This window comes from Citrobacter sp. Cf072, from assembly GCF_030334485.1.
Lineage (GTDB): Bacteria > Pseudomonadota > Gammaproteobacteria > Enterobacterales > Enterobacteriaceae > Citrobacter > Citrobacter freundii.
In genome coordinates this window covers 183,914-197,151 of record NZ_JAOWDX010000038.1, presented here as the reverse complement: position 1 = coordinate 197,151, position 13,238 = coordinate 183,914, and the positions used below count along the sequence as shown (strand labels likewise).

The window sequence follows — 13,238 nt, the reverse complement described above, 5'->3', positions numbered from 1 at the left end:
GTTACGATAAGCATACCGGAATCAATGAACGCCCATGCGCCAGGCAAAATAGATCTCTTCTTTCAGTTCAGTTGAAGAGAGCGCCAACAGATCTGCAAACTCCAGCTCAAGCTGTTTCAGCCTTTTCAGGTACTGAGCCGGTGAAAGATCGGTTTTATCACGACGTAAAAATTCTATTGCCAGTTGGGCAGGGTCTAATTGGGTAGACATATCATCCTCGCTTGTGTTCAAAACCTGCACAGTATAACACCATTCCCTGTGCAGATAATGACCAAAAGCAATATGCATCACAAAATTGCGGTCGTCAGACGCGAAGTACAGCACAATCGTCCCTGCTCATCGAAGATCTCTATTTGCCAAACCTGGTGACGAGAGCCGGTATGTAACGCGCGACATACGCCCCTGACGTGCCCTTCCCGCGCAGAACGGATATGGTTGGCGTTGATCTCCAGGCCCACCACTTTCTGCTCACCCTGAGTACACAGGTATCCCGCTACTGAACCAATACTTTCCGCCAGCACCACGGATGCGCCGCCGTGCAGCAACCCAAAGGGTTGTTTGGTGCGATGGTCCACCGGCATTGTAGCTTCCAGCGTATCGTCACCAATGTGCACAAAACGAATATCGAGCAGCCCAACCATATTTCCTTCACCCATGGCATTGAGCGCCTCGAGTGTGACTTCACGTTTCCAGATCATCCTATAATCTCCAGCAGTGCCTGTAATGGGTGGCGAACGCCCGTACCTTCAACGCGTTTAACCTGACTGCGACAGGAGTACCCGGTAGCCAGACAACGGTTACGTGGCAATCGTTGCATTGCCTGGTGCCATGATAACTCATAGATCCCCAATGAGTTTTGGTGATTCTTTACCTCGTGGCCGTAGGTGCCAGCCATACCACAGCATCCCACGCTGACGTTCTCCAGCTTTGCGCCAAAGCGAGCAAAAATAGCCGCCCACTGTGCAGGCGCGCCCGGCAAGGCCGTCACTTCGGTACAGTGGCCAAAGAAGTACCACGGTTCACCGCCAACAGCGACTGGCTGCTGTGCTTCCACAGCTTTCGATAACCATTCGTTGGCTAGCAACACATGGAAATCCCCCCGTTGTTCACCCAGCACCATCTTGTATTCATCGCGATAACAAAGCACCAGCGCCGGATCAACACCCACCATCGGAATATTCAGCTTCGCTACCCGGTTAAGAAACTCGGATGTCTTTTTCGCCGTTTTGGCAAAACGGTTTAAGAAGCCTTTAATGTGCTGCGCCTTGCCGTTTGGCGAAAACGGCAGCAGTACCGGCTGCATGCCCAGCTTCTCTACCAGACGTATAAAGTCAGCAACCACCTGCGCATCGTAATAGCTGGTGAAAGGGTCCTGCACCACCAGCACCGTACGGGCTTTTTGCTCAAGGCTGAGTAATTCGAGCTGTTCCAACGTCATATTGGCGGAGCGATGCCCCACCAGTTGGCGTTGCAGCGACGGTGCAGACAACAGAGGTAAATCAACCATTCCAATGTGCTTTTTAGCCAGGTTTCGCACCAGCGGCTGGTTGATGAAGAAGTTAAACGTTTTGGGCGCTCGTGCCATTAACGGCGCATAGCTCTCAACGGTCGCCACCATGTGATCGCGCAACGGGCGCAGATAACGCGTGTGGTACAGCTGGAGGAAGCGCGAACGGAACTCCGGTACATCAATTTTAATTGGACACTGGGTGGAACAGGCTTTACACGCCAGGCAACCTGACATCGCCTCTTTTACTTCGTGTGAGAAATCGTATTCACCCTTGCGCGCATGCCAGCTGTTGCGGGTACGGGCAATCAGCGAACGTAAACTGGCGCGTTTTTCCGGTAGCTCTTTTTCCAGCTGTATTGGGTCAATCCCGCGATCCGCTAACAAACGCAGCCATTCACGCACTAACGTGGCTCGCCCTTTTGGCGAATGAATACGGTTGAGGCTGATTTTCATCGACGGACACATAGGGCTTTTCGCATCGAAGTTAAAGCATAACCCGTTGCCGTTACACTCCATTGCCCCGCGCCACTCCTGGCGTACGGCCAGAGGGATCTGACGGTCATACGTTCCGCGTTTCACCGCGTCCACTTTCATCATCGGCGCATCTACGTCTTCCGGTGGACAGATTTTCCCAGGATTCAGCCGGTTTTGCGGATCAAACACCGATTTCACTTTGCGCAGTTCGCGATACAGCTCCTCGCCGAAGAACGCCGGGCTATATTCTGCACGAAAACCTTTCCCATGCTCGCCCCACAGCAAACCGCCATATTTCGCCGTCAGCGCCACAACATCATCAGAAATGCGTTTCATCAGCACTTCCTGCTGCGGGTCACACATATCCAACGCCGGTCTGACATGCAGCACGCCTGCGTCTACATGACCAAACATGCCGTAACTCAGGGCGTGGCTGTCGAGTAGCGCGCGGAACTCGGCAATATAGTCCGCCAGATGCTCCGGCGGAACGCAGGTATCCTCGGCGAACGGAATTGGCTTCGCGGAACCTTTTGCATTACCCAGCAGACCGACTGCCTTTTTGCGCATGGCGTAAATTCGTTCGACTCCCGCCAGTTCGGTACACAGCTGCCAGCCAATGACACCCGCTTCCTGACGAGCGATTAAGCCATCCAGACGTTCACACAGTGCGCTGACCTGCGAATTAATCAATACTTCGTCGTCACCGGCAAACTCTACAATGTTCAGACCCAGCATCTCTTTATCAGGTACATCGGTAATCAATTCACTTACCGAGTGCCAGACGATATCTTCCCGCGCCAGATTGAGTACTTTGGAGTCAACAGTTTCTACCGACAATGCGCGTGCTTCCACCATCACCGGCGCATTACGCAACGCCGAGTCGAAAGAGTCGTACTTGACGTTAACCAGTTGTCTGACTTTTGGCAGCGGGGTGATATCCAGACGGGCTTCGGTGATAAACGCCAGCGTACCTTCAGAGCCGGTGAGAATGCGGGTTAAATCAAATTCGGTCATCTCATCGTTAAAGACGTGCCGTAGATCGTACCCGGTCAGGAAGCGATTAAGTTTCGGGAATTTATCCATGATCAGCTGTCGGTTATCGCGACAACGTTCATAAACGGTCTTATAGATGCGGCCAATGGTGGTATCGCTTTTCCCCAGCATTTCGGCAAGCTCGATCGGCATTGGCTGAGTATCAAGAATATCACCGCCCATCAGCACCGCACGGATGCCCAACACATGATCGGAAGTTTTACCGTAAACCAACGATCCTTGCCCGGACGCATCGGTGTTGATCATCCCGCCGAGTGTTGCCCGGTTACTGGTGGATAATTCCGGGGCAAAGAAATAGCCGTAAGGCTTCAGAAACTGGTTGAGCTGATCTTTTATCACCCCGGCTTCTACCCGCACCCAACCTTCTTGCGGGTTGATTTCAATAATGCGGCTCATATAGCGGGACATATCAACAATAATGCCCTGGTTCAGCGCCTGACCGTTGGTCCCGGTGCCGCCGCCGCGCGGGGTAAAAATCAACGACGAGAAAAGCGGTTCTGCCGCCAGACGGGCGATTAGCGCCACATCTGCGGTTGAACGAGGGAAAACGACAGCATCAGGTAGCAGCTGATAAATACTGTTATCCGTCGACATTGTTAGACGATCGGCATAGCTCGTTGCCGTATCGCCCGTAAATCCTTGCTGCTCCAGCGCCTGCAAAAAGTTGAGCACCAGTTGAACGACACCTGGTGCCTGAGAAATTTGTGGAATCATTATAGTGACCCTTTCCTGCGGTCTGTGTTGTGAATTTAATCGTTTGCGTGTTGCTTTGTTTGTTGTATCACATTTTTTTCTAATACGCTCAGCAGATTTACAGGCAGAATCCGCCTGTTCAAAACCGCTGAAATTGCTCATCATTACAGGGTGTGATTTAAGTATTCACGTCGCGTCAACGTTCTGGCGCAAAGACAAAGGTGAAAAGTATTTATGGTAAATTTCCGTCAGCCCAGGGATATTGCACAAGTGCTGCTATCGGTGCTGTTTTTAGCCATCCTGATTGTGGCCTGTCTCTGGATTGTTCAGCCCTTTATCCTCGGTTTTGCCTGGGCAGGCACGATTGTCATTGCAACCTGGCCTATCCTGCTACGCTTACAAAAATTGCTCTGGGGACGCCGTTCACTTGCCGTACTGGTGATGACGCTGTTGCTGGTGCTGTTGTTCATCATCCCCATCGCGCTGCTGGTTAACAGCATCGTCGATGGCAGTGGGCCGCTGATCCATGCCGTAACCGCAGGTGATATGACACTACCGGATCTGGCATGGTTGAACAGCATTCCACTGGTGGGTGCCAAAATGTATGGCGCATGGCACAGCTTACTGGATATGGGCGGTTCGGCGATTATGGCCAAGGTTCGTCCTTATATCGGCACCACCACCACCTGGTTCGTCGGTCAGGCCGCGCATATCGGCCGCTTTATGATGCACTGTGGCCTGATGCTGCTGTTCAGTGCCCTGTTGTACTGGCGCGGTGAACAAGTCGCATTAGGTATTCGTCACTTCGCCTGCCGTCTTGCCTCAAAACGTGGAGATGCTGCCATTCTGCTGGCAGCACAAGCCATTCGCGCCGTCGCATTAGGCGTTGTGGTCACCGCTCTGGTACAGGCAGTGCTCGGGGGTATTGGTCTGGCGGTAACCGGTGTGCCGTATGCCACACTGCTGGCGGTATTGATGATCCTGTCATGTCTGGTGCAACTGGGGCCGCTACCGGTACTGATTCCGGCCATTATCTGGCTATACTGGACGGGGGATTCAACCTGGGGCACCGTGCTGCTGGTGTGGAGCGGCGTGGTCGGAACACTGGATAACGTGATTCGACCGATGCTGATTCGCATGGGTGCCGATTTGCCACTGCTCCTGATTCTCTCCGGAGTCATCGGCGGATTGATTGCCTTCGGCATGATTGGTCTGTTTATCGGTCCAGTAGTACTGGCCGTTTCCTGGCGTCTGTTCTCCGCCTGGGTAAACGAAGCCCCTGCACCAGGTACCAATCCGGATGAAATCCTCGAAGAAATTGCTGAAATCGAACGCAATAAGTAATCCAACATCAGGCGGCAACGCCGCCTGATTGTTTAACAATACTAATCAATCCCTCCCTCTTACGGGATTAGAACCAACTTCGTCCCTCTTTCAATACTCATTTGTGTCGCAAATTCTTTACAGTTTTTAAACTATTGAGATGAATCTGATCGACGTAAAAAATCAGTATGCCTACTATTAGCCCATGGCTTTAGATCAACACATTGATTTATAAGCATGGAAATCCCCTGAGTGAAACAACGAATTGCTGTGTGTAGTCTTTGCCCATCTCCCACGATGGGCTTTTTTTTGTCCTTCGCGCGCCACTCCACCAACCTTAACGCACCAACACATTATCTTCCCCGTCAAGGACCAAATAATATTGCACAAAATACTGTGACTCTCTTCAAGCCGAAATATCCACAGCAATGTTATTACTATTCCACCGTCTTTTATGAAGCGACCAAATAATGAACGCATTAGAGCTACAGGCGATCCGCCATATTTTTGCTATGACGGTGGAAGAAAGCGCCAGGTATATCGCGCGCGATGACAATGTTGTCGCCTGGCAACAATGGGAAAAGGGTGAAAGAGAAATTCCAGACGACATTGTCCGCATTTGTTCAGAAATGAAAGCCAAGAGGAAGTTAAGAATTAATGCAATTATCGACAAAATAAATAACCGCATTGGTAATAACACCATGCGTTTTTTCCCCGATCTGAACGCTTTTCAGGCGGTTTATCACCACGATGGTTTTCTCGACTGGAAAATCTATCAGTCGGCAGCTGTTGAACTCTATGCTCACGATCTCGAGCGTATGTGTTAAGAGATCGCAACGCCATACCTATTTAGCCTCTTCGCTGAGTAACACATTATGAAAAACACCTATTTCTCCACTGCGATAGGGCTGTACCTAAATTACCTGGTGCACGGCATGGGGGTCATTCTGATGAGCCTCAATATGTCTTCACTGGAACAACAGTGGCAAACCAATACCGCGGGCGTCTCGATTGTTATTTCCTCACTCGGTATCGGCCGCTTAAGCGTTTTATTAGTAGCAGGGATGCTTTCCGATAGCTATGGTCGCAGACCATTTATTATCCTTGGTATGACCTGCTACCTGATTTTCTTTATTGGCATCATAAATACTCACAGTATTTTTCTTGCCTATGCTTTTGGTTTTTTAGCGGGAATGGCAAACAGTTTTCTCGATGCCGGAACCTATCCCAGCCTGATGGAGGCATTCCCCCGCTCACCCAGCACGGCCAATATTTTGATAAAAGCCTTCGTCTCCAGCGGTCAGTTCCTGCTGCCAATGATTATCAGTCTGCTGGTATGGGCCGAACTTTGGTTTGGCTGGTCCTTCCTGCTGGCGGCAGCCGTTATGATACTCAACGGTGTGTTTTTATTTCGCTGTCGGTTTCCGCCACATCCCGGGCCTCATACCGTCATCCGGGCTCAACCGGCTGAACGGGAAACCGGACAACCTGAACATCGTTGCTCCCTGCTCGACCTTGCCAGTTACACCCTGTACGGCTACATCGCAATGGCGACATTTTACCTGGTAAGCCAGTGGCTGGCGCAATACGGACAGTTTGTCGCCGGAATGCCCTATACGTTATCTATCAAACTGTTAAGCATTTATACCTGCGGCTCTCTACTGTGCGTGCTGATCACCGCCCCGCTGGCGCGAAAAGCAGAACGCGCGACATCGATGCTGATGCTGTATACGTTTATCTCATTTGTCGCACTGCTGATGGTTTGTCTGCATCCGACACCTATCGTTGTCATTATCTTTGCGTTTGTCATCGGTTTTTCTTCCGCAGGGGGCGTTGTGCAAATCGGTTTAACGCTGATGGCCGCACGCTTTCCGCATGCGAAGGGCAAAGCGACCGGTATTTACTACAGCGCGGGCAGCATTGCGACCTTCACCATTCCATTGATAACAGCAAAACTCTCTGAAACCAGTATTGCTCACATCATGTGGTTTGATACTGGCATAGCCGCTGTTGGATTCCTGTTGGCGTTGTTTATTGGTTATCGCAGCCACATCACGTCAAAACATCAGCTAAAGATGATACAAGCCGTAAAATAAGCGTGGATGCAATATTGTTCCCCTCTTCTGCAAAATAATTGACTTCAGTTTTAAAACATCAGCAAAACACCGGCCGGCAGAGTTCGATTTCACAGTGTGTTATGCAATATACCTGGTAACTTAAACGCCATGCTATGTAGGTTCTGTGGCTGCCGCCCAGTATATTAATTACAAGGTCGCCGCAATTTAAACAATATCGACGAGCACAGAACAATTTTAAAATCCGCAAGGAGTTGTGAAAATGTCTCAAAGCAAGACCTTTAATACGCCATTTCTTTTGGCGATAATCTGTATTTATTTAAGTTATTTCCTACACGGCATTAGCGTCATTACACTGGCGCAAAATATGACCTCTCTTGCAGAAAAGTTTTCCACCGACAATGCAGGAATTGCCTATTTGATTTCAGGCATTGGTCTGGGGCGACTGGTGAGCATCTTATTCTTTGGCGTGCTCTCAGATAAATTTGGTCGTCGGGCTATCATTCTGTTAGGCGCTATTCTTTATATACTGTTCTTCTTCGGTATTCCCGCCAGCCCTAATCTGATGGTTGCCTTTATTCTGGCCGTTTGCGTTGGCGTGGCAAACTCGGCACTGGATACCGGCGGGTACCCGGCGTTAATGGAATGCTTCCCTAAAGCCTCTGGCTCAGCCGTTATCCTGGTGAAAGCTATGGTCTCGTTTGGGCAGATGATCTACCCCATCGTCGTCAGCACCATGCTGCTCAACCATATCTGGTACGGTTATGCGGTCATTATCCCGGGTGCGTTGTTTGTCGTCATTACCTTGATGCTGCTAAGAAGTCGCTTCCCTGGCCAGATGGTGGATGCTGGCATCGCGAAAGATCTGCCACAGATGAACAGTAAACCGTTGGTCTGGCTGGAAGGTGTGGCATCCGTCATGTTTGGTGTTGCTGCCTTTTCGACTTTTTACGTCATCGTGGTCTGGATGCCAAAATATGCGATGGCCTTTGCCGGCATGGCAGAATCTGACGCACTGAAGACAATCTCTTACTACAGTATGGGATCATTGGTCTGCGTATTTATTTTTGCCGCTCTGTTAAAAAAATGGGTTCGACCTATTTGGGCAAATGTGTTTAACGCCGGGCTGGCAACCATCACCGCAGCCGTCATCTACTTATATCCCTCTCCGCTGGTGTGTAACGTCGGTTCATTTCTCATTGGATTCTCTGCCGCTGGCGGTATTTTACAGCTCGGTGTCTCGGTGATGTCTGAATTCTTTCCCAAGAGCAAAGCCAAAGTCACCAGTATTTATATGATGATGGGTGGCGTAGCCAACTTTATTATCCCATTAATCACCGGATACCTCTCTAACATTGGTCTGCAGTACATCATTTTGCTGGACTTTGCATTTGCTCTGCTGGCCTTCATCACCGCCATCATCGTCTTTATTCGTTACTACCGCGTATTTGATATCCCCAAAAATGATGTGCGGTTGGGCGAACGTTATTTTCAATAAATTGTTTAGAAGGAGTATCAAATGGACGTAACTGCTAAATATGAACTAATTGGATTGATGGCCTACCCTATCAGACACAGTCTGTCGCCTGAAATGCAAAATAAGGCATTAGAAAAAGCGGGATTGCCATTCACTTATATGGCATTTGAAGTCGATAACTCAACGTTTGCTAATGCAATTGCCGGGCTGAAGGCCTTAAAGATGCGTGGTACAGGGGTCTCAATGCCCAACAAGCAGCTAGCATGTGAATATGTTGATGAATTAACACCTGCCGCCAAACTGGTCGGTGCAATTAATACTATCGTCAATGATGATGGTTACCTGCGTGGTTACAATACCGATGGCACGGGTCATATTCGTGCAATTAAGGAAAGTGGTTTCGATATCAAAGGTAAAACCATGGTACTGTTGGGCGCAGGCGGTGCGTCGACAGCCATTGGTGCACAGGCAGCGATTGAAGGCATCAAAGAAATTAAACTCTTTAACCGCCAGGATGAGTTTTTTGCCAAAGCGCAGGAGTTTGCCAAACGCGTCAATGAAAACACCGACTGCGTGGTCACTGTTATCGATCTCGCAGATCGCCAGGCTTTTGCTGACGCACTTGCCAGCGCGGATATTTTAACCAACGGAACAAAAGTCGGCATGAAGCCGCTGGAAAATGAATCTCTCGTGACCGACGCTTCCCTGCTACGTCCGGAACTGCTGGTAACCGAATGCGTCTACAACCCGCATATGACCAAATTATTGCAGCAGGCACAAAGTGCTGGTTGCAAAACAATTGATGGTTACGGCATGTTGTTATGGCAAGGGGCTGAACAGTTCAAGCTCTGGACCGGGAAAGATTTCCCGCTGGAGTATGTGAAACAGGTTATGGGTTTTGCCGCCTGACGGGCAAGCATTTGTAGAATAGTTAAAGGGTAATCAATGAAAACCGTAACCGTAAGAAACCTCGTTATTGGCGATGGTGCGCCGAAGATCATTGTGTCGCTGATGGGTATAGACATCGCAACGGTAAAAAGCGAAGCGCTGGCCTATCGCGAAGCGGATTTCGACATTCTGGAATGGCGCGTTGACCATTTCGGCGATGTCTCTTCCACAGATGCCGTGCTGGAAGCGGCTCGCGCCATCCGCGATGTGATAGCGGACAAACCGCTACTTTTCACCTTCCGCAGCGCCAAAGAAGGCGGTGAACAGGCACTGTCTGTCGAAAACTATATTGCACTTAACCGCGCGGCGGTAGACAGCGGTCTGGTGGATATGATCGATCTGGAACTGTTTACCGGAGACGAACTGGTCAAAGCGACCGTCGAGCATGCGCACGCGAAAAATGTCTTTGTGATTATGTCCAATCACGATTTTCATAAGACACCAGCTGCAGAAGAGATTGTCCAGCGCCTGCGTAAAATGCAGAAACTAGGCGCAGACATCCCCAAAATTGCCTTGATGCCGCAAAATAAAGCGGATGTTCTGACGCTGCTTAGCGCCACGCTGAAAATGCAAGAACGCTATGCCGATCGCCCGATAATCACCATGTCGATGGCTAAAACAGGGGTGATTTCACGTCTGTCTGGTGAAGTTTTCGGTTCAGCGGCAACCTTTGGGGCAGTAAAAAAAGCCTCCGCCCCAGGACAAATTTCGGTCACCGACCTGCGTACTGTATTGACAATATTGCATCAGGCTTAATTACAGATATATCCATATAAATATCAGTAATGCCCTACCCCAGATATTCGTCTAACCACGGATATCTGGCCGATGATTAAACGTTATTAAATTACGCACAATATTATTGTCGAATATAGCGACAGGTAGTCGCACGCATATAATCTGGAGTTCACATGAAATTTTCAAGACCAAATCGTATAGATGGTCGGGTACCTGTATTATCCGCAGCAGATGCAGTTAATTATATTCCTGATGAAGCAACTCTTTGTGTATTAGGTGCAGGTGGCGGTATTCTCGAAGCAACAACATTAATTAACGCGCTGGCTGAAAAATATAAAAATTCTCAGTCACCACGGAATCTAGCGTTGATTAGCCCTACGGGTCTGGGTGACCGTGCCGACCGGGGAATTAGCCCGCTGGCACAGGAAGGCTTAGTCAAATGGGCATTATGCGGACACTGGGGACAATCACCACGAATCTCCGACCTGGCGGAACAAAATAAAATTGCCGCCTATAACTATCCTCAGGGCGTATTAACCCAAACCCTGCGTGCATCGGCAGCCCACCAGCCTGGGATCCTCAGTGATATCGGCATCGGTACATTTGTTGACCCTCGCCAACAGGGCGGTAAGCTGAATGAAGTGACCACCGAAGATCTGATCAAATTGGTGGAAATTGATAACAAAGAGTACCTGTATTACAAAGCCATTGCGCCAAACATCGCCTTTATTCGCGCCACCACCTGTGACAGCGAAGGCTATGCCACCTTTGAAGATGAAGTTATGTATCTTGATGCGCTGGTGATTGCCCAGGCCGTACACAATAACGGCGGCATCGTTATGATGCAGGTGCAAAAAATGGTGAAGAAAGCCACTTTGCATCCGAAGTCGGTACGTATTCCCGGCTATCTGGTCGATATTGTGGTCATCGACCCCGACCAAACGCAACTGTACGGTGGTGCGCCGGTTAACCGCTTTATCTCTGGCGATTTTGTGCTCGATGACAGCCAACAAACTGCCCTGCCGCTCAATCAGCGTAAACTGGTGGCCCGACGCGCCCTGTTTGAAATGCGCAAAGGTGCGGTCGGCAACGTTGGCGTAGGTATTGCCGATGGCATTGGTCTCGTCGCGCGCGAAGAAAGCTGTGCTGACGATTTTATTCTGACAGTCGAAACGGGTCCGATTGGCGGCATCACCTCTCAAGGCATTGCTTTCGGTGCCAACGTCAACACTCGCGCCATTCTGGATATGACGTCCCAGTTTGACTTCTATCACGGTGGCGGGCTGGATGTGTGCTATTTAAGTTTTGCCGAAGTGGATCGCCACGGCAACGTCGGCGTACACAAATTCAATGGCAAAATCATGGGTACCGGCGGTTTTATCGATATTAGCGCCACTTCCAAAAAAATTATTTTCTGCGGCACGTTAACTGCCGGAAGTCTGAAAACGGAAGTTGCGGACGGTAAGTTAAATATCGTGCAGGAAGGTCGGGTGAAAAAATTCGTTAATGAATTACCTGAAGTGACTTTCAGCGGAAAAATTGCCCTCGAACGTGGACTTGATGTGCGTTACATCACTGAACGCGCTGTATTTACGTTAAAAGCAGATGGTCTTCATTTAATCGAAATTGCACCGGGAGTCTCTTTACAGGAAGACATCCTGGACAAAATGGATTTCACACCGATTATTTCCCCAGACCTGAAATTGATGGACGAAAGATTATTTATCGATGCCTCGATGGGCTTTGTATTACCCGACGCAGCCAATTAAAAGGAGTACCCTGATGGACTTTTCATTAACTGAAGAACAAGAACTGTTGCTTGCCAGCATTCGTGAGCTGATTACCAGCAATTTCCCGGAGGAGTATTTCCGTACCTGCGATCAGACGGCGACTTATCCGAAGGAATTTATGCGAGCCCTTGCGGACAACGGCATTTCGATGCTGGGCGTTCCGGAAGAGTTTGGCGGCATACCGGCTGATTACGTCACCCAGATGCTGGCGCTGATGGAAGTGTCAAAATGTGGCGCGCCCGCTTTTTTGATCACTAACGGTCAGTGCATCCACAGCATGCGACGTTTTGGCTCCGCCGAGCAGCTGCGTAAAACAGCAGAAAGCACCATGGAAACGGGCGATCCGGCGTATGCGCTGGCATTAACCGAGCCGGGAGCAGGCTCCGATAATAATAGTGCCACCACCAGCTACACCCGCAAAAATGGCAAGGTGTATCTCAACGGGCAAAAAACGTTTATCACTGGCGCTAAAGAGTATCCATACATGCTGGTACTGGCTCGCGACCCGGAGCCGAAAGATCCGAAGAAAGCCTTTACGTTGTGGTGGGTGGATTCTAAGAAACCGGGCATTAAGGTTAACCCGCTGCATAAAATCGGCTGGCACATGTTAAGCACCTGCGAAGTCTATCTTGATGACGTTGAAGTGGACGAAAGCGATATGGTCGGCGAAGAAGGCATGGGCTTCCTCAACGTAATGTACAACTTCGAAATGGAACGCCTGATCAACGCCGCGCGCAGCACGGGTTTTGCCGAATGCGCCTTCGAAGATGCCGCCCGCTACGCTAACCAGCGCATCGCATTTGGTAAGCCGATCGGTCATAACCAGATGATCCAGGAAAAACTGGCGCTGATGGCAATCAAAATTGAAAACATGCGCAATATGGTGCTGAAGGTCGCCTGGCAGGCCGATCAGGAACAGTCGCTGCGAACCAGTGCGGCACTGGCAAAACTGTATTGTGCACGTACGGCAATGGAAGTGATTGACGACGCAATTCAGATCATGGGCGGACTGGGTTACACCGATGAAGCACGCGTATCCCGATTCTGGCGCGATGTCCGCTGTGAGCGCATTGGCGGTGGTACCGATGAAATCATGATTTACGTCGCGGGTCGCCAAATCCTAAAGGATTATCAGAATAAGTAAGCGGTATAACTGA

11 protein-coding genes and 1 other RNA gene are annotated in these 13,238 nt (G+C 49.8%); 9 read left to right on the top strand and 3 right to left on the bottom strand.

Going from position 1 to position 13,238, the window contains the following annotated elements:
• Positions 1 to 21 precede the first annotated feature (21 nt).
• The 3 genes from OGX66_RS06875 to ydiJ all read right to left on the bottom strand — a co-directional run bounded on the left by OGX66_RS06875 (position 22) and on the right by ydiJ (position 3,751).
• Complete coding sequence (locus OGX66_RS06875; protein ID WP_003030540.1) at positions 22 to 210, bottom strand: YdiH family protein; 189 nt, start codon at positions 208 to 210, stop codon at positions 22 to 24.
• A gap of 77 nt (positions 211 to 287) precedes the next feature.
• Positions 288 to 698 carry a 1,4-dihydroxy-2-naphthoyl-CoA hydrolase gene (gene menI, locus OGX66_RS06870; protein ID WP_003030541.1) on the bottom strand — a complete coding sequence of 137 codons (411 nt, stop codon included), beginning with the start codon at positions 696 to 698 and terminating at the stop codon, positions 288 to 290.
• The gene (gene ydiJ, locus OGX66_RS06865; RefSeq protein ID WP_048997932.1) at positions 695 to 3,751 is read right to left on the bottom strand and encodes a D-2-hydroxyglutarate dehydrogenase YdiJ; all 3,057 of its coding nucleotides are present in this window, start codon (positions 3,749 to 3,751) and stop codon (positions 695 to 697) included. The genes menI and ydiJ overlap by 4 nt, the downstream gene beginning before the upstream one ends.
• Before the next feature lie 213 nt (positions 3,752 to 3,964).
• Here ydiJ and ydiK point away from each other — a divergent pair, with 213 nt between their 5' ends.
• The 9 genes from ydiK (at position 3,965) to OGX66_RS06820 (ending at position 13,225) form a co-directional block, all read left to right on the top strand.
• Positions 3,965 to 5,074: an AI-2E family transporter YdiK gene (ydiK, locus tag OGX66_RS06860; protein ID WP_003030544.1), complete on the top strand. Its 1,110-nt coding sequence runs from the start codon at positions 3,965 to 3,967 to the stop codon at positions 5,072 to 5,074.
• 184 nt (positions 5,075 to 5,258) lie between these two features.
• Positions 5,259 to 5,366, top strand: an RNA gene (gene rprA, locus OGX66_RS06855) — antisense sRNA RprA.
• 157 nt (positions 5,367 to 5,523) lie between these two features.
• Positions 5,524 to 5,880 (top strand): YdiL family protein, encoded by a 357-nt coding sequence (locus OGX66_RS06850; protein WP_003836596.1) that lies wholly within the window; start codon positions 5,524 to 5,526, stop codon positions 5,878 to 5,880.
• Between the two features lie 48 nt (positions 5,881 to 5,928).
• Complete coding sequence (locus OGX66_RS06845) at positions 5,929 to 7,149, top strand: MFS transporter (protein ID WP_003836599.1); 1,221 nt, start codon at positions 5,929 to 5,931, stop codon at positions 7,147 to 7,149.
• A 241-nt stretch (positions 7,150 to 7,390) separates the two neighbouring features.
• The gene (locus OGX66_RS06840; RefSeq protein ID WP_270932838.1) at positions 7,391 to 8,626 is read left to right on the top strand and encodes an MFS transporter; all 1,236 of its coding nucleotides are present in this window, start codon (positions 7,391 to 7,393) and stop codon (positions 8,624 to 8,626) included.
• 21 nt (positions 8,627 to 8,647) lie between these two features.
• Positions 8,648 to 9,514 (top strand): quinate/shikimate dehydrogenase, encoded by an 867-nt coding sequence (ydiB, locus tag OGX66_RS06835; protein ID WP_003836604.1) that lies wholly within the window; start codon positions 8,648 to 8,650, stop codon positions 9,512 to 9,514.
• A gap of 36 nt (positions 9,515 to 9,550) precedes the next feature.
• Positions 9,551 to 10,309 carry a type I 3-dehydroquinate dehydratase gene (aroD, locus tag OGX66_RS06830; protein WP_270932839.1) on the top strand — a complete coding sequence of 253 codons (759 nt, stop codon included), beginning with the start codon at positions 9,551 to 9,553 and terminating at the stop codon, positions 10,307 to 10,309.
• Positions 10,310 to 10,464: 155 nt separating this feature from the next.
• Positions 10,465 to 12,060: an acyl CoA:acetate/3-ketoacid CoA transferase gene (locus tag OGX66_RS06825; RefSeq protein ID WP_057101589.1), complete on the top strand. Its 1,596-nt coding sequence runs from the start codon at positions 10,465 to 10,467 to the stop codon at positions 12,058 to 12,060.
• A 13-nt stretch (positions 12,061 to 12,073) separates the two neighbouring features.
• Positions 12,074 to 13,225, top strand: coding sequence for an acyl-CoA dehydrogenase (locus OGX66_RS06820; RefSeq protein ID WP_003836610.1), 1,152 nt, complete (start codon positions 12,074 to 12,076; stop codon positions 13,223 to 13,225).
• Positions 13,226 to 13,238: the final 13 nt, after the last annotated feature.

Coding starts and splice junctions, on each gene's coding strand:
- OGX66_RS06875 (WP_003030540.1), bottom strand. CDS start 210: ATGTCTACCCAATTAGACCCTGCCCAACTGGCAATAGAATTTTTACGT.
- menI (WP_003030541.1), bottom strand. CDS start 698: ATGATCTGGAAACGTGAAGTCACACTCGAGGCGCTCAATGCCATGGGT.
- ydiJ (WP_048997932.1), bottom strand. CDS start 3,751: ATGATTCCACAAATTTCTCAGGCACCAGGTGTCGTTCAACTGGTGCTC.
- ydiK (WP_003030544.1), top strand. CDS start 3,965: ATGGTAAATTTCCGTCAGCCCAGGGATATTGCACAAGTGCTGCTATCG.
- OGX66_RS06850 (WP_003836596.1), top strand. CDS start 5,524: ATGAACGCATTAGAGCTACAGGCGATCCGCCATATTTTTGCTATGACG.
- OGX66_RS06845 (WP_003836599.1), top strand. CDS start 5,929: ATGAAAAACACCTATTTCTCCACTGCGATAGGGCTGTACCTAAATTAC.
- OGX66_RS06840 (WP_270932838.1), top strand. CDS start 7,391: ATGTCTCAAAGCAAGACCTTTAATACGCCATTTCTTTTGGCGATAATC.
- ydiB (WP_003836604.1), top strand. CDS start 8,648: ATGGACGTAACTGCTAAATATGAACTAATTGGATTGATGGCCTACCCT.
- aroD (WP_270932839.1), top strand. CDS start 9,551: ATGAAAACCGTAACCGTAAGAAACCTCGTTATTGGCGATGGTGCGCCG.
- OGX66_RS06825 (WP_057101589.1), top strand. CDS start 10,465: ATGAAATTTTCAAGACCAAATCGTATAGATGGTCGGGTACCTGTATTA.
- OGX66_RS06820 (WP_003836610.1), top strand. CDS start 12,074: ATGGACTTTTCATTAACTGAAGAACAAGAACTGTTGCTTGCCAGCATT.